The sequence below is a fragment of the Glutamicibacter sp. St.4D3 genome (genome assembly GCF_059728615.1).
On sequence record NZ_AP039380.1, the window covers coordinates 376,595 to 398,480 of the forward strand.

The 21,886-nt window shown below is 66.5% G+C and carries 23 protein-coding genes; 14 read left to right on the forward strand and 9 right to left on the reverse strand.

The window, feature by feature from the left end; genetic code table 11:
• Nucleotides 1-22: 22 nt before the first annotated feature.
• The gene (locus tag AC6I21_RS01775; RefSeq protein WP_497762964.1) at nucleotides 23-913 is read left to right on the forward strand and encodes a LysR family transcriptional regulator; all 891 of its coding nucleotides are present in this window, start codon (nucleotides 23-25) and stop codon (nucleotides 911-913) included.
• A 59-nt stretch (nucleotides 914-972) separates the two neighbouring features.
• On the opposite strand, the gene AC6I21_RS01780 is transcribed toward AC6I21_RS01775, so the two are convergent.
• Nucleotides 973-1,722 carry an IclR family transcriptional regulator gene (locus AC6I21_RS01780; RefSeq protein WP_497762965.1) on the reverse strand — a complete coding sequence of 250 codons (750 nt, stop codon included), beginning with the start codon at nucleotides 1,720-1,722 and terminating at the stop codon, nucleotides 973-975.
• 194 nt (nucleotides 1,723-1,916) lie between these two features.
• A complete protein-coding gene (locus AC6I21_RS01785) occupies nucleotides 1,917-3,110 on the reverse strand; it encodes an MFS transporter (RefSeq protein ID WP_246049687.1) in 1,194 nt (397 codons plus the stop codon).
• Between the two features lie 206 nt (nucleotides 3,111-3,316).
• On the opposite strand from AC6I21_RS01785, the gene AC6I21_RS01790 reads away from it, so the two are divergent.
• The 7 genes from AC6I21_RS01790 (at nucleotide 3,317) to AC6I21_RS01820 (ending at nucleotide 10,917) form a co-directional block, all read left to right on the forward strand.
• Complete coding sequence (locus tag AC6I21_RS01790; RefSeq protein WP_497762966.1) at nucleotides 3,317-4,528, forward strand: thiolase family protein; 1,212 nt, start codon at nucleotides 3,317-3,319, stop codon at nucleotides 4,526-4,528.
• 55 nt (nucleotides 4,529-4,583) lie between these two features.
• A complete protein-coding gene (locus AC6I21_RS01795) occupies nucleotides 4,584-5,255 on the forward strand; it encodes a 3-oxoacid CoA-transferase subunit A (RefSeq protein WP_497762967.1) in 672 nt (223 codons plus the stop codon).
• On the forward strand, nucleotides 5,255-5,911 hold the full coding sequence (locus AC6I21_RS01800) for a 3-oxoacid CoA-transferase subunit B (RefSeq protein ID WP_054821251.1): 657 nt from the start codon (nucleotides 5,255-5,257) through the stop codon (nucleotides 5,909-5,911). Before AC6I21_RS01795 ends, AC6I21_RS01800 begins: the two co-directional genes overlap by 1 nt.
• A gap of 149 nt (nucleotides 5,912-6,060) precedes the next feature.
• On the forward strand, nucleotides 6,061-6,858 hold the full coding sequence (locus tag AC6I21_RS01805) for an IclR family transcriptional regulator domain-containing protein (RefSeq protein WP_497762968.1): 798 nt from the start codon (nucleotides 6,061-6,063) through the stop codon (nucleotides 6,856-6,858).
• A 127-nt stretch (nucleotides 6,859-6,985) separates the two neighbouring features.
• Nucleotides 6,986-8,191 carry a glycerophosphodiester phosphodiesterase family protein gene (locus AC6I21_RS01810; RefSeq protein ID WP_497762969.1) on the forward strand — a complete coding sequence of 402 codons (1,206 nt, stop codon included), beginning with the start codon at nucleotides 6,986-6,988 and terminating at the stop codon, nucleotides 8,189-8,191.
• A gap of 344 nt (nucleotides 8,192-8,535) precedes the next feature.
• Nucleotides 8,536-9,219: a hypothetical protein gene (locus AC6I21_RS01815; protein WP_497762970.1), complete on the forward strand. Its 684-nt coding sequence runs from the start codon at nucleotides 8,536-8,538 to the stop codon at nucleotides 9,217-9,219.
• A gap of 288 nt (nucleotides 9,220-9,507) precedes the next feature.
• Nucleotides 9,508-10,917, forward strand: a complete 1,410-nt coding sequence (locus AC6I21_RS01820) for an anaerobic C4-dicarboxylate transporter family protein (protein WP_497762971.1) — start codon at nucleotides 9,508-9,510, stop codon at nucleotides 10,915-10,917.
• Here the strand turns inward: AC6I21_RS01820 and AC6I21_RS01825 are convergent.
• The 5 genes from AC6I21_RS01825 to AC6I21_RS01845 form a co-directional block, all read right to left on the reverse strand.
• Nucleotides 10,914-12,053 carry an N-formylglutamate amidohydrolase gene (locus tag AC6I21_RS01825; RefSeq protein WP_497762972.1) on the reverse strand — a complete coding sequence of 380 codons (1,140 nt, stop codon included), beginning with the start codon at nucleotides 12,051-12,053 and terminating at the stop codon, nucleotides 10,914-10,916. The two genes, AC6I21_RS01820 and AC6I21_RS01825, sit on opposite strands and share 4 nt — an antisense overlap.
• Before the next feature lie 61 nt (nucleotides 12,054-12,114).
• Nucleotides 12,115-12,618 carry a molybdopterin-binding protein gene (locus AC6I21_RS01830; protein WP_497762973.1) on the reverse strand — a complete coding sequence of 168 codons (504 nt, stop codon included), beginning with the start codon at nucleotides 12,616-12,618 and terminating at the stop codon, nucleotides 12,115-12,117.
• Complete coding sequence (gene moaC / locus AC6I21_RS01835; protein WP_497762974.1) at nucleotides 12,611-13,129, reverse strand: cyclic pyranopterin monophosphate synthase MoaC; 519 nt, start codon at nucleotides 13,127-13,129, stop codon at nucleotides 12,611-12,613. The genes AC6I21_RS01830 and moaC overlap by 8 nt, the downstream gene beginning before the upstream one ends.
• Nucleotides 13,122-14,354 (reverse strand): molybdopterin molybdotransferase MoeA, encoded by a 1,233-nt coding sequence (locus AC6I21_RS01840; RefSeq protein WP_497762975.1) that lies wholly within the window; start codon nucleotides 14,352-14,354, stop codon nucleotides 13,122-13,124. The genes moaC and AC6I21_RS01840 overlap by 8 nt, the downstream gene beginning before the upstream one ends.
• A 3-nt stretch (nucleotides 14,355-14,357) precedes the next feature.
• Entirely contained in the window at nucleotides 14,358-14,609 is a 252-nt protein-coding gene (locus AC6I21_RS01845; protein ID WP_138175032.1) for a MoaD/ThiS family protein, read from the reverse strand.
• Between the two features lie 53 nt (nucleotides 14,610-14,662).
• Here AC6I21_RS01845 and AC6I21_RS01850 point away from each other — a divergent pair, with 53 nt between their 5' ends.
• Entirely contained in the window at nucleotides 14,663-15,832 is a 1,170-nt protein-coding gene (locus tag AC6I21_RS01850) for a ThiF family adenylyltransferase (protein WP_497762976.1), read from the forward strand.
• Nucleotides 15,833-15,854: 22 nt separating this feature from the next.
• The gene (locus AC6I21_RS01855) at nucleotides 15,855-16,262 is read left to right on the forward strand and encodes a molybdenum cofactor biosynthesis protein MoaE (protein WP_138175028.1); all 408 of its coding nucleotides are present in this window, start codon (nucleotides 15,855-15,857) and stop codon (nucleotides 16,260-16,262) included.
• Between the two features lie 360 nt (nucleotides 16,263-16,622).
• Here AC6I21_RS01855 and AC6I21_RS01860 read toward each other — a convergent pair whose 3' ends face one another.
• Complete coding sequence (locus AC6I21_RS01860; protein ID WP_497762977.1) at nucleotides 16,623-17,579, reverse strand: helix-turn-helix transcriptional regulator; 957 nt, start codon at nucleotides 17,577-17,579, stop codon at nucleotides 16,623-16,625.
• A gap of 91 nt (nucleotides 17,580-17,670) precedes the next feature.
• On the opposite strand from AC6I21_RS01860, the gene AC6I21_RS01865 reads away from it, so the two are divergent.
• On the forward strand, nucleotides 17,671-18,219 hold the full coding sequence (locus tag AC6I21_RS01865) for a DinB family protein (RefSeq protein ID WP_497762978.1): 549 nt from the start codon (nucleotides 17,671-17,673) through the stop codon (nucleotides 18,217-18,219).
• Here the strand turns inward: AC6I21_RS01865 and moaA are convergent, their stop codons facing one another.
• The gene (gene moaA, locus AC6I21_RS01870; RefSeq protein WP_346921446.1) at nucleotides 18,220-19,263 is read right to left on the reverse strand and encodes a GTP 3',8-cyclase MoaA; all 1,044 of its coding nucleotides are present in this window, start codon (nucleotides 19,261-19,263) and stop codon (nucleotides 18,220-18,222) included.
• A 240-nt stretch (nucleotides 19,264-19,503) separates the two neighbouring features.
• Here moaA and modA point away from each other — a divergent pair, with 240 nt between their 5' ends.
• The 3 genes from modA to AC6I21_RS01885 are packed head-to-tail and all read left to right on the forward strand — an operon-like array spanning nucleotide 19,504 to nucleotide 21,872.
• Nucleotides 19,504-20,304 carry a molybdate ABC transporter substrate-binding protein gene (gene modA / locus AC6I21_RS01875; protein ID WP_497762979.1) on the forward strand — a complete coding sequence of 267 codons (801 nt, stop codon included), beginning with the start codon at nucleotides 19,504-19,506 and terminating at the stop codon, nucleotides 20,302-20,304.
• A gap of 3 nt (nucleotides 20,305-20,307) precedes the next feature.
• On the forward strand, nucleotides 20,308-21,117 hold the full coding sequence (locus AC6I21_RS01880; protein ID WP_497762980.1) for an ABC transporter permease: 810 nt from the start codon (nucleotides 20,308-20,310) through the stop codon (nucleotides 21,115-21,117).
• Nucleotides 21,114-21,872: an ABC transporter ATP-binding protein gene (locus AC6I21_RS01885; protein ID WP_497762981.1), complete on the forward strand. Its 759-nt coding sequence runs from the start codon at nucleotides 21,114-21,116 to the stop codon at nucleotides 21,870-21,872. The genes AC6I21_RS01880 and AC6I21_RS01885 overlap by 4 nt, the downstream gene beginning before the upstream one ends.
• The last annotated feature ends 14 nt before the right edge of the window (nucleotides 21,873-21,886 follow it).

Here is a 21,886-nt window from a genome sequence, read left to right on the forward strand (position 1 = left end):
TCTTGCTTGGTGATACTGAAGCATGCAGTTATCCCAGATCCAGTACTTTCTGGCCGTCGCCGAACAGCTGAGCTTCACCCGTGGAGCACAGGAGTTGAACGTGGTCCAGTCGGCCGTCTCGGCGGGAATCAAGCAGCTTGAACGCGAACTGGGAGCCCAGCTTTTCGTCCGTCAGGGGCGCAGCGTTCGCCTGGCTCCCGCGGGGGAGGCGCTGCTGCCCCGGGCGCGGGCCATCCTGGCGGAAGTGGATGGCGCGCGGGACGCAGTCGATGCCGTGGGAGGAACGGTGCGCGGCACGGTGTCGCTGGGCACCCTGTCCTATCTGGGGACCTTGGACATGGGGAAGGTGCTGCTGGAGATTCATCGACGGTATCCGGAAGTCGTGGTCAAGCTGCGGCTGACCGTGGAGGGGACGCGCACCAGTCTGGCCGCTGTGCAGGAGGGAACGCTGAACCTGGCACTGCTCTCGGTCAGTGATCCCCAGGTCGCGGGGATAGCGCTGCATGAGATCCATGCCGAGCCAATGGTCCTGGTCATCCCGGCGGGGCATCGGTTCGCCGGGCGTCAGCACGTCGACCTTTCGGAAATCGCCGGGGAACAGTACGTGGACTTCCCCGAAGGCTGGGGAAACCGAACGACCATTGACTCCGCCTTCTCCGCGCAGGGACTGCACCGCAGCGTGCGCACGGAGGTCGTCTCACTGGATTTCGCACTGGAGCTTGTCCGACAGGAGCTGGGTGTCGCCTTTTTGCCGCAGTCCACCGTCGAGCGCTCGGGGACCCAGGGAATCTGGGCGGTGCCGGTGCCCCTGAAGTGGCGAATTCAGCTGGCCCGCGCCACGAATCGGCAGCCGACCGCCGCCGAGGACGTGGTCATGCGGGCCATCCTTGCCGAAGCACGCAACGCCATATAGACCGACCAGCCCAGGCAGCATCAAGCCCGTCCGCGCTGTGGGGGAGCCGGCGGCCCGGGTTAACCGTCGGCGGCGTAGCCCAGGGCCCGTGAGATGCCTCGTGCCGCAGTGCGCAGAGCCATGGCCGCGGCGGGCAGCGTTGCAGAGCCCCGGGGAACCACCACAGCCAACACGGCCGCCGCGTACCCGTGACCGTCAAGAATCGGGGCCGCCGCCCCGGTCGTCTCGGGATCGATAAAGCCATCGAAGGTGGCGTAGCCGCGGCGTCGGATCTCAGCCAGCTCATGACGCAGCCGGGGATGGTAGTCGAGGACGGCTTCCTCGTGTCGGCTCAGGTAGTCCTCCAGCACCGGGACCGGGGAGTAGGCCAGCAGCGCCATGCCCATGGAGGTGCGGTGGATCGGCATGCGCCCGGCAACGCTGGCCTGATTGACCACCGACCCGGGACGGGAGAGACGCTCAATGACCAGGACGTCATCCTGATGCAGCATTGCCAGCTGGGTGTTCTGGCCCAGAAGCTGATTGATGTCCTCCATGAAGGGCAGTGCTGCGGTGCGCAGGTCCTGGGTAGCGGCACTGCGGTTGGCCAGCTCCCACAGCCGCAGCCCCAGTGAAATTTGTCCTTCGTGATCACGCGCCAGCAAACCGTGGCCGACCAGATCCTCAATCAAGCGGTACATGGTGGCGCGGGGAATCTGGGCGCGTCGAGCCAGGGCGGCGACCGAAAGCTTCGGGGTCTTGGGGTCAAAGGAATCCAGGATCCGCACAATGCGGTCCAGCATGGAATCCCCACTGGGCGAGTTGGCCATGAATCAACTTTAGTCTGTTGACGGCAGCGGGAATATTGGCGAACGAGTGGGAGGGGCTGGGAGATGCGCTGGGCATGGTGGGGGAACCCGGCAGGTCTTCTAGGGGACGGAATGAGTAAGAGTGTGCCGGTGCCATCCTGTGGCACCGGCACACTCTTACTCAATTGTTGGCCCCGGGATTCGTCCGTTTGCCGCTAGGAGGACTTCGGCTTGGGGATCTGCGCGATGACCAGCACCGCGATCAGTGCAGCACCCCCGTAGAGGAAGAACGCCCCAGGATATGCGGTCCCCGCGGCCACCATGAGACCGGTGACGTAGGGGCCGATAATCGCGCCGAAACGCCCGATCCCCGAAGCCAAACCGATGCCGGTGGCCACCATGTCACGAGGATAGACGTGCCCGGCATAGACGTACATCAGGCATTGGGCGCTGAAAACAAAGACGCCGGTGATGAAGAGGACCACCGTGAGCAATGCCTGGCTTCCGAAGGGCAGGGCCAGAAGAACCAGGAAGACAGCCGAGGCGGCGAACCAGAGCAGGGAAACCAGTTTGATTCCCTTCGCGTCGGCGGCATAGGCGCTGATGATGAGGCCGGCGATCGCCCCGAGGTTCAGGACAAAGAGCATTGTCAGGGAGTCGGCCACCGGGTAGCCGGCGGCGCCCATGATCTTGGGCAACCAGGCGTTTAATCCATAGACCAGGACCAGACCCATAAACGCCGCAATCCACAAGCCGATCGAGCTGCGCAAGTACTTGGGCTTGAGCACATCTGCCAGCGAGCTGCGCTCTCCCGCGGGGCGCACTTCGCTTTCGGGGAGCTTGAACCAAAGCAGGCCGAGCAGCACCAGGCCTAGTCCGCCGCCCAGATAGTAAAGCAACGACCAGTGCATGCCCGCGGCCCGGCCAGCCAGGGAGGCCAGTACGGCACCCAGGTGATATCCGACCATGGGCAGGTTGTTGGCCAGGGCCCGGCGTCCAACCGGCGCGTTCTCCTGCATCAACGCCAGGGCCACCGGCATGCATCCACCGAGTCCCAGACCTGCGATAAAACGCACCAACCCCATCAGTGCCGCATTGGGCATCAGCGGAAAGACCAGCGTGAAGGCCGAAAACACCAGAACCGCCAGGAGCAGGGGGCGTCGACGGCCAAAGTGGTCGGCCAAACGCCCCATGAGCGCGGCTCCCACTCCGACGCCGATCAGGGAAAACGTGTTTACCCAGTTCATGGCGGCGACACTGAAGCCTCCGATGTCCGGGTCGGTCAATACGGGAATGGTGGCTCCCAACGCCACGATGTCGTAGCCCTCGAAGACCACGATGAAGAAGCAGAGGGCGGCAATCCAGCCGCCAAGTTTTTGCGGCCTGGTGCCGCTAAGCGACGTAGTCAAGGTGGCTCCCTTCGAGTCCCGCCGACGAAGTGGCGGTGATGTGCGTCATAGCAAAGCGATGTTAGCACCAAATTCACTTCACGCACACTAGTTCGCATAGCGAACTTCTTTGCTAGTATTGAGCGCGAGGGCTGTGGCTGATATTGTTCGTTTTACGAACGAAAGTTCACAGTATGAACATCGAACGGTAATGGAGCAGTGACTTAATGCAGCAGGCCTATCTCTATGACGCGATCCGTACGCCTTTTGGCAAGCTGGGCGGGAGCCTGTCAGGGCACCGGCCGGATGATCTTGCCGCGCACGTGATCCGCGAACTGGTGGCCCGCGCGCCGCAGCTGGATGCCTCCGCCCTCGATGAGGTTATTTTCGGCAACGCCAACGGGGCCGGCGAGGAGAACCGGAATGTCGCGCGCATGGCCACGCTGCTGGCCGGGCTGCCCACCTCCATCCCCGGCACCACCATGAACCGGTTGTGCGGTTCCTCCCTGGACGCGGCCATAGCCGCCTCCCGCGAGGTCGCCACGGGGGATGCGGACCTGGTGCTTGTCGGGGGAGTGGAGTCCATGAGCCGTGCGCCATGGGTGCTGCCCAAGACCGAGCGCCCCTTCCCCATGAACAACCTGGAACTGGCCAACACAACCCTGGGGTGGCGCCTGGTCAATCCGTCCATGCCTGGGGAATGGACCGTTTCGCTTGGTGAAGCGACCGAGCAGCTGCGTGAAAAGTACCAGATCAGCCGCGAAGACCAGGACCAGTTCGCGGCGACCTCCCACCAGCAGGCTGCCGCCGCCTGGCAGGCCGGCAAGTACGACAACCTTGTCGTGCCGGTGCCCCCGGCGTCCAAGAAGGGCACCGAAGTCACCCGCGACGAGACCGTCCGCCCGGACTCGACGGCGGAAACCCTCTCCGGACTGCGCACCGTGTTCCGCCCGGCCGAAACCGGAACCGTGACCGCAGGGAATGCCTCACCCATGAATGACGGGGCCTCGGCAGCCTTCATTGGCTCGGAAGCCGGAGGTCAGGCGCTCGGGTTGGACCCGCTGGCCCGCATCATCTCCAACGCGGCCCACGCCCTGGACCCGCAGTACTTCGGCTTCGCCCCCGTCGAAGCCGCCAACAAGGCGCTGTCCAAGGCTGGACTGTCGTGGAACGACATCGCCGCGGTGGAACTGAACGAGGCGTTTGCGGCGCAGTCGCTGGCCTGCCTGCGCGCCTGGGACATTGACCCGGGCATCGTCAACGCCTGGGGCGGGGCCATCGCCATCGGCCACCCGTTGGGCGCCTCGGGCCTGCGCATCCTGGGGACCTTGGCCCGCCGGCTGCAGGAGTCGGGGCAGCGCTACGGCCTGGCGGCCATTTGCATTGGCGTTGGCCAGGGCTTGGCCGTGGTCATCGAGAACGTCAACGCCGCCAACTAGCCACACCGGGGGTTCGCCCCTCCCCAAGGATTTTTGCTCAGAGAGGTAGACACTGATGGCACCACGTATCGCCACCTCGCCCGCCGAGGCCGTGGCCCAAGTGAAGGACGGCTCCACCGTCCTGATCGGCGGCTTCGGCAACGCCGGGCAACCCATGGAACTGATCGACGCCCTGCTTGATGGCGGGGCCACGAACCTGACCGTGGTGAACAACAACGCCGGACAGGCCGACGCGGGCCTGGCCCTGCTGATCAAGGAACGCCGCGTAAAGAAGATCATCTGCTCCTTCCCCCGCCAATCCGATTCCTGGCACTTCGATGAGGCCTACCGGGCCGGGGACATCGAGCTGGAACTGGTTCCGCAGGGAAACCTGGCCGAACGCATTCGTGCGGCGGGCGCCGGGATCGGCGGATTCTTCACCCCCACCGGCTACGGCACGCTGCTGGCCGAGGGCAAGGAAACGCGCATGATTGACGGGCGCGGTTATGTCCTGGAGACCCCGATCCGCGCCGATGTCGCACTGATCAAGGCGCTGCGGGCCGACACCCACGGCAACCTGGTCTACCGCAAGACCGCGCGCAACTTCGGACCAATCATGGCCACAGCCGCCAAGCAGGCCATTGTCCAGGTTGATGAGATCGTGCCGGTGGGCGGCATCGACCCGGAGGTCGTGGTGACCCCGGGCATTTACGTGGACACCATGGTGGCACTGGGAGGGAAGAACTGATGAGCACGCTGCTGCACACCGACGAAAAACTGACCCGCGATGCGATGGCCCAGATGGTGGCCGCGGACATCCCCGCCGGTGCCTTCGTCAACCTTGGCATTGGCCAGCCCACCAACGTTTCCAACTTCCTCACCGCCGAACAGGGCGTCACCCTGCATACCGAGAACGGAATGCTGGGCATGGGACCGGTAGCCACCGGGGAGCAGGTGGACGAGGACCTGATCAACGCCGGCAAGATTCCGGTCACCGAGCTGCCCGGAGCCAGCTTCTTCCACCACGCCGACTCCTTCGCCATGATGCGCGGCGGGCACCTGGATGTCTGTGTGCTCGGGGCCTTCCAGGTCTCGGCCGCCGGGGACCTGGCCAACTGGCACACCGGAGCCGAAGGGGCGATCCCGGCCGTGGGCGGCGCCATGGACCTGGCCATCGGCGCCAAGCAGACCTGGGTCATGATGAGCCTGTTTACGAAGAACGGGGACTCCAAGCTGGTGGACCAGCTCAGCTATCCGGTCACCGGGCTCGGCTGCGTCTCGCGAATCTACACGGAGGTCGCGGTCTTTGAGCTGCGCCAGGGGCAGGTGTTCGTGCGCTCCACCCACGGGATCAGCTTCGAGGAGCTTCAGGCCAAGCTGCCGGTCGAACTCGCCCGCGGCTAAACGCGCCAGGCCTCCGCGGGCATCCGCGAAGGCGGTGCTCGCCAACAACCAGTAAATTAGGAGGGGCACGCGCCATCCAAGGCCACGTGCCCCTTCACCATCCCCGCAGCACGGCACCCCGTGGGCGGAGCACATCAACCAGGAGAGCCTTGAGCAGCGAGAACAGCGAGAACAGCACGTCGGCGAAGACCTCGGTGCAGTCCCTGGCCCGCGGACTGCAGGTCATCCGCAGCTTCGACGCCGAACACACGTCCATGACGCTGTCCGAGGTCGCCGCACGCACCGGACTGTCCCGGGCCACCGCGCGCCGATTCCTGCACACCCTGGCCGAGCTGGGCTACGTGCGCACGGACGGGAAACAGTTCGCGCTCACCGCGCTGGTGCTGCAGCTGGGGTATGCCTACCTGTCCAGCGCCACCCTGCCGCAACTCATTGAACCGGTGCTGGAGGAGCTCTCCGCCAGTGTCGGGGAATCGGCCTCCGCCTCCGTGCTGCAGGGCAGTGAAATCATGTACATCGCCCGCGTGCACACCCGCTCCATCATGCAGGTGGGGATCTCTGTGGGGACCCGCTTCCCGGCGCTGAGCACCTCCATGGGCCGGGTGCTGCTGGCCCATCAGCCGGCGCAAACCGTGCAGCAGGTCCTCCAGGACACTCCGGCCGCACTGACCCCGCGCACCATCACCAACGCCGAGGCCCTGGAAGCGGAACTGGAGAAGGTCCGGGAACGGGGGTATGCCCTGGTGGACCAGGAGCTGTCCGTGGGACTGCGCTCGGTGGCTGTTCCAGTGTTCAGCAAGGACGGCAGCATCGCCGCGGCCATGAACGTATCCATGAGCGTGGGACCCGACAGCCCGGCCGATGCGCAGGAAGCGGCCCAGCGGGTGCTCCCGCAGCTGCTGCGGGCGGCCGGCCAGGTCGAGGAGGCGCTCGCCGCGCGGCGCTAGTTATCAAGAGATGTACTGACCCGGAATATCTTCGGTTCAGGCTCAGTTCACGTCCATTTCGCGGAGCTGTTGCCCGCGCGCGAAACAGTAGGCGGTGTTGTATTCGAAACACAGGAGAACCGCTGACGTGAACATTCGATCGCTTTGCCTTGGGGCGCTTTCAGCCCTCATGCTCGCCGGGCTGGGGCTGCCGGCCGCTGCCGCTCCGGCACCCCACTCACAAGACGAACCCCTACTCATCGGCCACCGGGGAGCTGCCGGAGTGGCTCCGGAAAACACGCTTCCCGCCATCAAGGCCGGCAGCCAGTCCGGTGCCGAATTCATCGAAATCGACGTGCAGCTCAGCCGCGACGGCGTCCCGTTCGTCTTCCATGACGACACCCCGGCACGCACCACGAATGTCGAGCAGGTGTTCCCAGGCCGCGAGCATCAGCCGATCACGTCATTTACCTGGGATGAGCTGCAGCAGCTGGATGCAGGATCCTATTTCTCCGCGGCCTACGTTGGGGAACGCATCCCGCACTTTGACCAGGTGCCGCAGGCCGTTACCGGCACTACCGGGGTTTTCATTGAGATCAAGTCGCCCAAGAATTCGCCGGGCGTCGAAGAAGTGGTGGCCAAGGCGCTGGAGCAGGAGCGCAGCTGGTCCCGGCTGCTCGATGCCGGGCGCATTGAAGTACTCGGCTTTGACGCCGTATCCAACCAGCGGTTCGCGCAGCTGGCCCCCGAGGTGCCGCTGCAGCAGCTGGCCGGTACCGTGCCAGATGCCGCTACCTTGGAAGGCTACTCCCGATTCGCAGACGCCTTCGGCACCAGCTATCGGACCCTGGATGCGGCCGGTGCCGAACGGGTCAAGCGGGCCGGGCTTAGCCTGGGCGTCTACACCGTGAACTCCACCGAGACTGCCGATGCCGCCAGGCAGCTGGGCGTTGAACGCATTACCGGTGATTTCCCGGCCCAGCTCTCCCGGCACTTCTCCGGTCGTGACCCGTTTCCGGGCAAGCCCGGCTTGGTGATCCACTCATCGGTCAACGACGTGCCGGGCAATGACCTGCAGCCCGAGACCGGTGAACACGTGGTGCTGAGCAACCCCGGGCACCGTCCGGTCGATGCCTCGGGCTATCTGCTGCGCGATGCCGCCAATAACCTGCTGCAGATTCCTGCCGGCTACACCATCCCCGCCGGAGGTCAGCTGCGCGTCTACCCTGGCCCCGGCACCAACAGCATGGATGCCTTCTACGCCGATATGGGCAGCGCAATCCTGAACAACGGTGGTGACTCGCTGGGGTTGTGGAACGGGCAGGGCAAACTCGTGGACACCTTCGCCAACTAACCGGCCCGGATCCGCCAACGTCACAATCCCATCCACCGCTTCTGCCCCTGCCGGCTTGGGGGACCCACAGATTCCCAAGCCAGCAGGGGCAGGGGCGTGCCGGGGGCGAAAAACTGATGAAAGCTCCCACCACGCGACACGCGCGCCCTGCGACACGGTTTGCCCCGCCCCGGGAAAACCGGGTTCACTAAAGGTGGGGAAATTGGGGTCCGAACCTTGTGCCACTGCACTGGAACGGCAAAGTCGCAGGGGGAGCATTGGGCGTAAACGAACTGAAATGCAAGCTTCGAACCGTTACCGGCAACTGGTGGAGCGCCGCGACCGGGCGTGGCCCGCGAACGCTGTTGGGACGAAGCTTTCCCTGGCATCTGTGCCTGGTGGCCACCACCTTCTGGGTTGGGGAAATCCATGATCCGAACGCCTACGACGGCTCGCAGATGATCAGTGCCTACGACGGATGGTGGTACGAGCGCTACGGCGGATGTGACGGTGTGGTCGAAGACGGCGTCTGCAACACGGAGGTTCGTGAGGCGGCCAACAACTATTTCCCGAAGCACATGACACCCCAGCAGAACCCCTTCTACCTGGACCTGCCGTTCAATGACGTGACCAACGAGAAGGCGTTCTCGCAGCGCCACCTGATTCCGTGGGCCAACGACTTCGGGTATGCCGGAAATCTGGAGAACAAGAATTTCTCCTACATGAAGAACCGCTGGGTTGAATTGAGCTTTCGGGGCAAGACCTGTTTCGCCCAGATCGCCGATGCGGGCCCTGTCGTCTACGACGACTTTGAGTATGTTTTCGGGGAGAACAACGAACGCCCGAAGAACACCGAGTTCAACGGGGCCGGAATGGATGTTTCCCCGGCAGTCGTTGGATGCCTGGGCTTTGATGCGCTGAACGGAACCCAGGCCGGGGTCTCGTGGCGGTTCGTCGATGAAGTCGATGTCCCCGACGGACCGTGGAAGATTGTGGTGACCGAAAGCGGCTACGACTGGAGCAGCGGCGGTCCGCAGGCCAACCAGTAAGTGCGCCAGCATGGCCAACCTCAGCAGGTAGGGAGCCAGGAGCTGGAATACACGGGAGAAGTCTGTTTGATCATGGTCCGGCGTGGTGGCGGCAACCGGCCAGCGATAGGTTACTCACAGCAGTTGGGCGCTGCCATGACTTCTCGTGGGTAAAACGGCGGATGTACCAGTCTGTAGTGGGGTTTTAGTTTCTCCGCTTGGCTTTCCCGGTGATCTAATGGGAAATACCTGCCCTTGAAGCAAGGCTCACGCGCTGTAGGCCTACAGCCCGAATAACGGAGTCACCACGTGGAAACAGTAAAGGTCTTACTCGAACTAGCGGTTGTCATCCTGGCGATCCTGATGGGCACCCGCTCCAGCGGCGTCGGCCTGGGGCTGTGGGGAGGAACCGGCGTTGCAGTGCTGGTCTTTGGCTTCGGTCTGCAGCCCGGGGCGATTCCCACCTCGGCCATCATCATTGTGCTGGCCGTGGTGCTCTCCGCGGCGGTGATGCAGCAATCCGGCGGCATTGACTGGATGGTGGCTGTTGCGGCGAAGGCCATCGCCAAGAACCCGAAGATGATTACCTTTGTCGCCCCGCTGATTTCCTTCCTCTTTTCTGTCGGAGCCGGTACTTCGAACATCCTTTATCCGCTGCTGCCAGTCATCAAGGATGTCGCCTACCAAAACGGGATCCGCCCATCGCGGCCGCTATCGCTCTCGGTGGTGGCCACCGGTGTGGCCTTGGCGGCCAGCCCGGTTTCTGCGGCCATGGCAGCAATGATTGGGTTCACCAGCGAACTTGGCTTCGAAATGATCAACATCATCATGATCACCCTGCCCGCAGCCCTCATCGGGATCGTGGTGTCGGCCTTCATCGTGAACAAGCTGGGCAAGGACATTGAGGACGACCCCCAGATCCAGGCGAAAATCGCGGCGGGGGAAATTCCGCCGCCGGCCGGAGCTGCCGCGGTCAAGGCCGCCGCGGATGCACACCGTTCCGGCACAAGCGCGCCAAGGACCCAGCTGTCCACCGCTCCGGCGAAGGCCGCTATTCCGGAGCCGACGGCCGCCGGCCGCAACGCTGCTCTGATCTTCTTTACCGGAGTGCTGGCGATCGTGGTGTTCGGACTGTTCCCATCGCTGCGCCCGCCCTTCGGCGCCGAAACGCGCATGGAAATGAGCCAGCTGATCCCAGTGATCATGTTCGTGGCCGGAACCGTGATCATCATGGTGGCCCGCCCGAAGGTGGGGGACATCCCCTCCTCTACGGTGTTCAAAGCAGGCATGGTCTCGGCCATTGCACTGTTCGGTCTGGCCTGGCTGACCAGCACCTTCCTCGAAGCCCACAGCGACCTGGTCAGCAACGGCGTAGGGGCACTGATCGGACAGGCGCCGTGGATCTTCGCCCTGGGCGTGTTCCTGATCTGCGTGCTGACCACCAGCCAGTCCACGGCGACCAACACCGCGGTGCCGATCGCGCTGAGCGCCGGTATGCCACTGGGACTGCTCTCAGGCATGTGGGCCGGCGCATTTGCCGGAATCTACCTGCTGCCGACCAACGGCTCACAGATCGCTGCCGCGAACTTTGATGACAGCGGCAGCACCAAGCTCGGCACCAAGCTGGTGGATCACTCCTTCTTCCTTCCCAGCATTATTCTGGCCGTTACCACCATCATCGCCGGATCGGTCATTGGCCTGGCCGTGGACGCGTTCTAGCCGCGGTAGCGGTCCCAGGCAGCTTTGCAGGCGCGGGCCAGGAACTCCACTCGCTGCGGGTCTTCCTGAGGCCAAGAGGTTCCCGGCTCGTGCAGTTGCGCGGTGAATGCCTGACCAAGCAGGTATTCGCGACGGAACTCCGCCTGCACCGCGTCGGTGAGCAGGGCCGAGTCCGGGTGCCGGTGGTGGAAGTCTGAGAAGCGTTCGCGTGCGGCAATGATTTCCTGGCTGCCCAGGTATGGGGTGTTCAGCTGAACCTCATCCGCACTGGCGACCTCGAACGCCGCCCGGTGCGCCTCCGCCAAGCGGCGCAGACGTTGCGGATTCATGCTGGGCGGGTCCTCTTCGGTGCGGGCTTCACCGCGCTGATCCCCGCGGTTGGACAACGCCACCACGTTGGGCAACCGGTCTTCGGGCTTGCGCTGCACATTAACCGCGCCTTGCGCAGTGGTGGTTGTGTTCATGGTGTCGTGGAAGGAAAGGAAGCTCAGCGACGTCTCGGCACCCGGGCTGGCGATCGCATGCCTGATCTGCAGCAGCCGCTCCAGCAACTCGTCACGGGTCCGCTCGTAGACACCCAATCCCTGCTCGGCGGTGTCGGCGAAGTCCTGGCACAGTTTCTGCAGCGCCTCATGGTCTTCGGGGATTTGCAGGATGGGGAAGAAGGAAAATGTCACCGGGCGGATCGCATCTACTCCGCTAAGGTCTACCGGATTCCATTTCCCGGCTTGTCCCACCCGCTCAATGGCCTTACTCAGGGTCTGCACCACGTCCTGGGGTTTAGCCCGGTTGGGGTCACGAACCATACGTGGATGCGGGTTGATCACGGCAACGATCCGCGGATCAATGTCTGCCCAGCGACGGACCACGGAGGCGGTGGCCACATCGGAGAAATCGTACTGCAGTCGCTGGGTCAGTTCTGGGGCAAGATAACCGGCCAGCTCCTCGGGGATCGCGGCACCTGAGTGGGGTGTGCTGACCAGCAGATCGGCCTCGGTCAGGGCCTGCTCCAGGGTGCGGGAGTCCGTAGGCTGGCCGGTGGTGTCCGTGCCGCGCGGATTCTTGCCCTGCCAGTGGGTAATGTCCTCGGAACGGAATTGGGTGCCTGCCGGAATCAAGGTTGGTGCAGTGTCCATGACTTGACTCTACTGCTGCATCACCGGTTGGCGCAGGCGCGGCACCGGGTCGGGCCGCCCCCTAGGGTCGCGGGCCGTGCCCACCGCCGGTGATGCGCTGTTCGAGCAGGTGTTCCAGCAGCGGGTCCAGGACCGCCAAGCCGTCACGCACCCCTCCGGTGGAGCCGGGCAGGTTCACGATCAGGCAGGAGCCGGCGAAACCGGCGACCCCGCGGGTGAGGACGGACAGTGGGGTCACCGCTTCACCGCGACGGCGAATGGCCTCAATGACTCCGGGCAGCTGCACCTGCAGCAGCGGCGTCGTCTGCTCGGGGGTGAGGTCGGTGGGGGAGACCCCGGTGCCGCCGGTGGTCAGGATGAGCCGGGGCTCATCCGCCAGCAGCTGGCGCAGTCCGACACCGACCTCCGGCCCGTCGGCGGTGATACGAAGATCCACGGCGAAGCCGCGCTGTTGCAGCCACTGGCTGATCATCGGCCCGGTGCGGTCCGGGTTCGTCCCGGCGGCTGCGCTGGTGGAGGCGACCAGCACCCCGGCGCGGCGCACGGCGGCGGCTGCATCAGTCACGGGCCCAGTCCCCGGATTTTCCGCCGGATTTGGCCAGTACCCGGATGCCGGTGACCTCGGCGTGCTTGTCCACGGCCTTGACCATGTCATAGAGGGTCAACGCGGCGACGCTGGCGGCGGTCAACGCCTCCATCTCCACCCCGGTGACCCCCTTGGTGGTCACCTGCGCGCTCACCCTCACCGCCGACTCCTCGGCAGTGAAGTCCACCGACACCTTTGAAATCGGCAGCGGGTGGCACAACGGCACCAGCTCCCAGGTGCGTTTAGCCGCCATGATCCCGGCGATGCGGGCCGTGCCCAGCGCCTCACCCTTGGGCAGGTTGCCGCTCATCAGCATCTGCACCACGTCCGGGCGGGTGACGAACACGGCTTCCGCGGTGGCCACCCGCTTGGTGACCTGCTTGTCGCTGACATCAACCATGGCCGCGCTGCCATCGGCGCGCAGGTGGGTCAGCTGCTGCTCGCCGGACGGGTTCGGATGAGCTGCGTGTGGGGTGTTTGAGTCAGTCATGGAATCTCCAAGTGTCTACCTTGGTGCCGGCCGGAAGGTGGGCGACACCGACGGGAAGGTGCACGAGCACATCGGCCCGTGCCAGGTCGTGAATCAGGTGGGAGCCGGGATCCAACACGGTGACGTGCCCGTCGTTGAGCAGTCCGCGGCGGACCTGGTGCTTGTCGCCCGGGGAATGCACCTCGTTGGCCAGGGCGTACTGTTCGGGGACGGGCTCGGCCACTGCGGCCAGGCGGCGCAGGGTGGGGGCCAGGAACAGTTCCAGCGAGAGCAGCGCGCTGACCGGGTTGCCCGGGAAGCAGAGCACCGGGGTGCCCTCCAGCAGCGCGAAACCCTGCGGACCACCGGGTTGCAGGGCCACATGGTGGAAACTGCCGCCGGAGGGGGCCAGCGCCTCGCGCACCACCTCGTAGGCCCCGGCGCTGATGCCGCCCACCGTGAGGATGAGATCCACCTCCCGCGCCTGCTTGGCCAGTTCGCGGGCCAGCGCCGGCGCGTCATCGGGCAGCCGCAGAACTTCCACCTGGGCGCCGTAGCCGCGCAGCACCGCCGCGAGCATCGGTGAATTTGAATCGGGGATCCGCCCGGACTCGGCGGTGCCGCCCATCAGCTCATTGCCGGTGGTGCACACCAGCACCCGCAGCCGTGCGCGCACCGGAACCCCGCGCACGCCACTGGCCGCCAGTGCGCCGATCAGGGTGGGCGTCAGCCGGGCGCCGGCCTCCGCGACCACGGCACCGGCCTGCAGGTCCTGGCCGAGCGGCCGGATGAAGCGCCCGGGCTTCGAGGGCTGCGTGAAGGTCGCCACCCCGCTCGGCTCGCCCTCGCCCCGGCGCACCAGCGGACCGAAAGCGCCCTGCACGGTGGCCTCCACCGGGATGACGGTGTCCGCCCCGGAGGGGATCACGGCCCCGGTCATCACCGGGGACACGGTGCCGGGCAGCAGTTCGATTTGCCGGTCCCCGGCCGCGGCGGTCACGCCCAGCGGCAGCTGCACCGGGTGCTCGGCGCTCGCGCCGGCCAGCTCCGCGCTGCGGGCGGCGAACCCGTCCATCTGTGAATTGGTGAAGGCGGGAATGGGCAGGGGCGCGGTGATGCGGGCCGCGGTGACGCGACCGGGCAGATCGGCGGCGTCGACGCCCAGCGTCTGGGTGCCCAACGCCGCGATCACCGGGTCCAGCAGCGCCGCGATTTCCGCGCGGTGGGTTTCCAGGGTGCAGCTCATGGGCTATCCGCCGGCGAAGGGAGGCAGCACGTCCACGGTCAGGTCGGCGTCATCGCCCAGCTCACCGTCATCGCGCCGGACCACCCCGTTGATCAGGAAGCTGCCCGCCCGCAGGACCTGGGCCATGGCATCGCCATAAGCGCCGGCCAGCTCGGTGCGCAGCTGGGACAGTGAATCGGGGCGCGCCCAGCGCTCCTGCTCGGTGCCCGCCGCGGCCGCCGCCGCGGCGAAGTAGCGTATCGTAATCTGCGACATGACTTCATGCTATCGCCTATCCTCCGGCGCGGCCGGGCGCGTAGGATCCGACTATGAGTGATCGTGCGTTTAAGCCCCTGGTCGACCCGGCCCCTGCGCTGAGCGACGAGCAGCTGGCCCGGGCCCAGCGCCAGCTGTCCCTGCCCGGATTCGGGGAGGCGTCCCAGCGCCGCCTGGCCGCCGCCCGCGTGCTGGTGATCGGGGCCGGGGGACTGGGCAGCGCCTGCATCCCGTACCTGGTCGGCGCCGGGGTGGGCACCGTGGGCATCGTGGATGACGACGTGGTGGAGCTGTCCAACCTGCACCGCCAGATCACCCACACCACCGCCAACATCGGGCTGCCCAAAACCGCCTCGCTGGCCGCCGCCGCGCGCGCCCTGGACCCCGGGGTGCGGATCATCGAACACCACCTGCGGTTGACCTCCGCGAACGCGTTGGAAATCTTCTCCGGCTACGACCTGGTGATCGACGGCAGCGACAACTTCCCGACCCGCTACCTGAGCAACGACACCGCCCAGCTGACCGGCATCCCGCTGGTGTGGGGCTCGATCCTGCAGCACCACGGTCAGGTGTCCGTGGCCTGGCACGAACACGGACCGGGCTACCGCGACCTGTTCCCGCTCCCGCCGGCCCCGGGCACCGTGGCCGACTGCGCCACCGGGGGTGTGCTGCCCGGACTGTGCGGAACCATCGGCTCGCTGCTGGCCACCGAGGCGCTGAAGCTGATCACCGGGATCGGCGATCCGCTGGTGGGCCGGGTACTGATCTACGATGCGTTGGGCGCAAGCACGCGCACCCTGGAGTACGCGCCGGATCCCACCGCGCCACCGGTGACCGAGCTGATCGACTATGAGCTGTTCTGTGCCGGCAACCTGCCGCAGCCCAAGCAGCTGGCCCCCGAGGCGCTGGTGGCTGCGCTGGCTTCGCAAGAACCCCCGTTCCTGCTGGATGTGCGCAACCCGCAGGAACGCGCCGCGCTGAACCTGCGCGGCTCCCATCACCTGCCGCTGCCGCAGCTGGAGGCGGCCATCGACGCGGGCTCGGAGCTGCCGGCGCTGCCCGAAACCCTGGTGGTCTACTGCGCCAGGGGTCCGCGGGCCCTGCGCGCCGCGCAGCTGCTGGCCGGGCGCGGCATCACCGCCTCCTATGTGCCCGGCGGCGCCCCAGCGGTCGCGCAGCTGGCCCCCGACCTGACCGAATCCGCGCTGCACCAGCAGTCATAAGAGTTCTAAGCAGAGGAGCTACGTGAGCTACGCACTGATCACCGACCAGCCCATCGATGAGGACGCCGTCAGGCAGGGCGTGCAATCGGACACCGCCGGAGCCGTGGTGCTGTTCCACGGGATCATCCGCAACCACGACGGCGGCCAGGCGGTGAACTCGCTGGACTACTCGCATCACCCGCAGGCGCAGGAATTCCTGGAGAAGATCCTGGCCGAGGAGGAGGCCCGCACCGGGCTGCGGTTGGCAGCCGTGCACCGGGTCGGGGCCCTGACCATCGGGGATGCCGCGCTGGTTGCGGCATCCGCAGCCGCGCACCGGCGCGAGGCCTTCGAAGCCATCGAGAATCTGGTGGAGCGCATCAAGGCGGAGGTGCCCATCTGGAAGCGTCAGCACTTCACTTCGGGATCCTCCGAATGGGTGGGGCTCTAGTCTCAATGCTCGGCTCGTGCAGGGCTTGCTGATGGGCGATGCCCGGACCCTGAAACACCGGGACGTGCAAGAGTTGGGATGAATCCCTCGACCACGCGGGCGGTAATTTTGTTGTCCGTGATCGCTGGCTGCGCGGCATGGCAAGCATCCCCAGCTGGTGCGTCAGGGCGTGGGTCCAGCGGGAAGCACCACCGGGCCAGACAAACGCGGGCCCGGTTGCCGCGGTTGATCTTTTGATCTGGGGGTCGTTGGCCGCAGCCCCGTGCCTCCACGACGCCGCGTTCACCCCAGCCATCGCTATCTTCGGTTCACTGCCGGTAGATCGGGTTCCCGAGGTTGCTCAGATCGGCCGGCCTCGCTCTACGAGTCGGGCCGCGATGTCAGGTTGGCGGACCACGTCGCAAGCAGCTCACGCAGCTTCGGCGGCTGCACCTCGCTGACCGGGGCCTCGCACAACGCCAGTCCAAAGGCGGCCCAGCGCAGGTCTGCGTTCTGGGTGCGCAACATGCTGCTGTGCTCATCCAACGGCTCAATCTCAAACCACCGCCCCACACGCGGGGCCAGCTGCCCGGCGCTTGCCTGCACCCGTGCGCTGACCTGTGGGTGCCCGGACCCGCTTAGTCCGGCCCGCACGAACTGCGCCGCGTCGCCACCTGGAATCCGCCGCGGCGCGAAGCGCAGCGCCCGGGGTTGGGCGTTTTCGGCCCGGTCCACCCGGAAACTGCGCCAATCCGCACGGTCCACATCGTAGGCCACCAGATAGTAGCGGTTTCCCACATTGACCAGATTGACCGGCTCCACCCGGCGCGAAGTGGCGATGCCCTGGGCATCGCGGTAGTCGAAAGCCACACGTTCACGGTCGCGGCATCCCTGGGCGAAGACCACCAGCACCTGCGGGTCTACCGGCTCCGGCGCGGAATACTGGGTAGTTAGCGCAACGGTGCTCGAAGCCAGTGCCTGGGCCCGTTGCCGCAGGCGCGTCGGAAGCACCGGAACCACCTTGGACAGGGCACGCAGTCCCGCCTCAGCCAGCGTGTTCTCCCCGCCGTGGATGGTGGACTGTAGGCCGATGACCAGCGCTACGGCTTCCTCGTCGTCGAGCACCAGCGGCGGCAGCGCGGCTCCGGCGGCGAGCTGGTAGCCCCCGCCCACACCGCGTTCGGCCTGTACCGGGTAGCCCAGTTCACGCAGCTGATCCACGTCGCGGCGCAGGGTGCGCAACGAGACCTGCAGACGCTGTGCCAGTTCCTGTCCAGACCAGTAGCGCCGACTCTGCAGCAGCGAGAGCAGGCGCAGCGAACGTTGGCTTGTACTCATGCCCACATTCTGCCTCGATTTAGGACAGAAATAGACACCTATGGCTCCTAGGGTGGTTTTATCCGGCACACCGAGAATGAGGAGCAATGCCATGAGCACCACCATGAAAGCCGTCAGCACCACGCTGAGCGGCGAGCGGGCCGACCTGCACCGGGCGCTGGCCAACGCCCGCCACTTCCTGCGCTTCACCGCTCAGAACCTGAGTGACGAACAGGCCGCAACCCGCGCCACCGTCAGCGAACTATGTGTCGGGGGACTGATCAAGCACGTAAGCGCCGTGGAACTGCAGTGGCAGCAGTTCATGATCAGGGGCAAGGCCGCCATGGACTGGGACGGAGTGGACTTCTACAACATGCCGCCCGAGGCGCTGCAGGCTTTGAAAGCCGAGTTCAGCATCCAGCCCGGCGAGACGCTGGCCGGGCTGCTGGAGAAGTACGCCCACATCGGCGAAGAAACCGACGCGCTGCTGGCGGAAATCGACCTGGACACGGTCCACGAACTGCCCCGGGCGCCGTGGTTTGTGGACACCCATTGGTCGGTGCGCCGCACGCTGCTGCACATCATCGGCGAAACCACCCAGCACGCCGGGCATGCGGACATCATCCGCGAGGCGCTGGATGGCCAGAAGACCATGGGCTAGCTAACCGCCGATGTAGGACATCTCGATGCGTCGGCGGTTGCCGGGGGTCAGCGCAGCGCGCAGCTCCGAGTAGTTGTCATTGCGCACCCGCCACAGTCCGCTCAGGGCCACAGCCAGCTGCTCATCGTCGGCCCCGCCGCGCAGCAGGGCCCGCAGGTCGGTGCCGCCGGTGGCGAACAGGCAGGTGTACATCTGGCCCTCGGCCGAGATCCGGGCGCGGGTGCAGTTGCCGCAGAACGCATTGGTGACACTGGAAATCACGCCAATTTCCCCCTGCCCGTCGGTGAAGCGCCAGCGGTTGGCGGTCTCCCCGGGGTCGGTGCGGGCCAGCGGCTCCAGCGGGTATTTCTCATGAATCCGGGAAATCACCTCGCTGGAGGGGACCACGTCATCCAGCCGCCAGCCGTTGGTGCTGCCCACATCCATGTACTCGATGAAGCGCAGTATGTGCCCGGTGCCGCGGAAGTGTTCGACCAGGTCCAGGATTTCGTCGTCGTTGACCCCGCGCTTGAGCACCGTGTTGATCTTCACCGGTCCCAGCCCGGCCTCGGCCGCGGCGTCAATGGCCTGCAGCACCCGGGAGACCGGGAACTTCACATCGTTGATCGCCTGGAAGCGCTCTTCAATCAGTGAGTCCAGGGAAATCGTCACCCGGTTCAGCCCGGCCGCCTTCAGTGCGGCGGCCTTGACCGGCAAGGCGGAGCCGTTGGTGGTCAAGGCCAGGTCCACCGGTTCACCGTCCGGGGTGCGCAATGCGGCGAGCATTTGGATCAGCTCCTCGATGCCCCGGCGCAGCAGCGGCTCGCCGCCGGTCAGGCGCAGCTTGTGCACGCCCAAACCCACCGACACCCGGGCCAGGCGCTCGATCTCCTCAAAGCTGAGCAGTTCGGAACGCTCCCGGAACTGGAAGTCGCGCCCAAAGATTTCCTTGGGCATGCAGTACACGCAGCGGAAGTTGCAGCGGTCGGTCACCGAAATCCGCAAATCCCGCAGGGGCCGGCCCCGGGCATCACCCAACGGTACGAATGCGGGCTTGTCTGCCACGCCAACCTCCTGACTAGTCGGTGCCGCCACGATAGCAGATCGCGGCGCCGCCACCTTCAGCTTACGACAGCCAGTCTGCGCGCTGTAGGGCTCACGGGGCAAGCACCGGGCAGAATCCGCAGCCGCCGGTCAGCTCGCCCCGCCCTGCCCGCGGCCCGAGCCGCGCTTCTCAGGTCACACTTTGGCGCACCGGGCGCAGGCGATAGCATGGCGGCAACCGTTCACGATCAAGGAGTGGGTATGCGCATCCGCGGAACACTGGCACTGCTGGCACTGACGGGGCTGGGCCTGACCGGATGCTCCACCGCGGATCAGCCCGCCGATTCGCCGGCTGCGCAGGATGAAGGCCACACCCAGATCACCATCTCCGCGGCCGCCTCCCTGCAACGCTCCTTCGATGAGATCGCCAAGGACTTCCAGGAAGAACACCCGCAGATCAAGGTGAAGCACATTTCCTATGACGGCTCCTCCACCCTGGCCACCCAGATCGTGGAGGGAGCCCCGGTGGACGTCTTCGCCTCCGCCGATGAACGCAACATGGACACCGTGAGCGATGCGGGCCTGGCCAAGGACCCGGTCATCTTCGCCACCAACACCCTGGTGATCGCGGTCCCGGCCGGAAACCCGGCCCATGTACAGTCCCTGGCGGATCTGTCCCGGGTGACCACGGTGCTGTGCGCACCCCAGGTCCCGTGCGGCGGGGCCTCGCAGAAGCTGCTGGATGGTGCCGGGGTGCAGGTGGAACCGGCCAGCATGGAACAGAACGTGAGCGCGGTCCTGCAGAAGGTCTCGGCCGGGGAAGCCGATGCGGGGCTGGTGTACCGCACCGATGTGGTGGGCGATGACAGCGTGGACAGCATTGTGCCCGACGGGGCGCAGGAGGTCGTGAACTCCTACCCGATTTCCGTGCTCAGCACCTCCCAGTCCCAGCAGCAGGCCGAGGCCGCCCAGCAGTTCGTGGACTACGTACTTGGCGCCGAGGGCCAGGAAGTGCTGGTTGAGCACGGGTTCGGCAACGCCGGCGCCGGAGCCGAAGGCTAGGGCATGGGCCAGGCCGATGTGGGGGTGCGCGCACCCGTTGCCGCGGTGCTGCCGGCCATCCTGGGGGTGGGGCTGCTGGTGCTGCCGCTGCTGGCCCTGGTGGGCCGGGCCTCCTGGGGAACCCTGTGGGCGGATGTGACCAGCCCCAGTGCGCTGCAGGCGCTGGGGCTGTCGCTGCGCACCGGGGTGGCGGCCACCGCGCTGTGCGTGGTGCTGGGGATCCCCCTGGCCCTGGTGATTGCCCGCAGTTCACCGCGCACCGCCCAGCTGCTGCGCGCCGTGGTGGCGGTGCCGCTGGTGCTGCCGCCGATGGTCGGGGGCGTGGCGCTGCTCTTCCTCTTTGGCCGCACCAGCCCGGTGGGCCAGTTCATTGAGTCGTTGTGGGGGTTCACGCTCCCGTTTTCCACCCCGGCGGTGGTGATCGCCCAGGCGTTTGTGGCGCTGCCGTTCCTGGTGCTCTCCGTGGAGGGGGCGCTGCGTTCGGCCGGGGCCGGGTACGAGCAGGCCGCCGCCACCCTGGGGGCCGGGCGCTGGATGGTGCTGACCCGGGTGACCCTGCCCTTGGCGGCCCCGGGCCTGGTGGCCGGGGTGATCCTGTGCTTTGCCCGGGCGATTGGCGAGTTCGGGGCCACGGCCCTGTTCGCCGGCAACGCGCCGGGGGTGACCCAGACGATGCCGCTGGCCATCTACACGGCGTTCAACGGTGCCGGGACCGGGCGGGAATCCGCGGTGGCGCTGTCCCTGCTGCTGCTGGCCACCGCCGTGCTGGTGCTGGTCTGTGTGCGGGCCTGGCGTCCCGGGGCCCTGAAATGAGCCCGATGCTCACGGCCCGGTTCGCGGTGCCGCGCTCCGGGTTTGAGGTTTCCATCGACCTGGAGCTGGACCGGGGCCAGGCGCTGGCCCTGATGGGCCCCAGCGGGGCGGGCAAGTCCACGATCGTGCACGCGCTGGCCGGGATCGAGCAGATCAGTGGCGGGCAGATCACCCTGGACGGGCAGCGTCTGGCCGCCCCGGGGGTGCACCTGCCCCCGCACCGGCGCGGTATTGGGCTGCTGGGCCAGGACCCGCGGCTGTTTCCGCACCTGGATGCGGCCAGCAACATCGCCTTCGGGGCGCGGGCCGGCGGCAAGGACAAGCGCCAGGCCCGGCAGGTCGCCCAAGGGTGGCTGGAACGGCTGGGCTTCCAGGCCCTGGCAGGGCAGCGTCCGGCGGCCCTGTCCGGCGGTCAGCGCCAGCGCATCGCCCTGGCCCGCGCCCTGGCGGCCGGGCCGAAGATGCTGCTGGTCGATGAGCCGTTCGCGTCACTGGATGTGGAGGCCGCCGCGGACATGCGCGAGCTGCTGCGCACGGAACTGCAGCGCACCGGGATGACCTCGATCGTGATTTCCCATTCGGCGGCGGACGCGATTGCCCTGGCCGGGCAGCTGGCGGTCATCGAGCACGGGGTGGTGGTCCAGCGCGGCCCGGTGGCCGAGGTGCTCAGCGCCCCGGCGACCCGTTTCGTGCGCGCCGTGGCCGCGACCGTGCCGGCCAAGGGCGTCTGCGGGACCGCCGGCGAACCCGGCTAGGGTCCCGGGCTCCC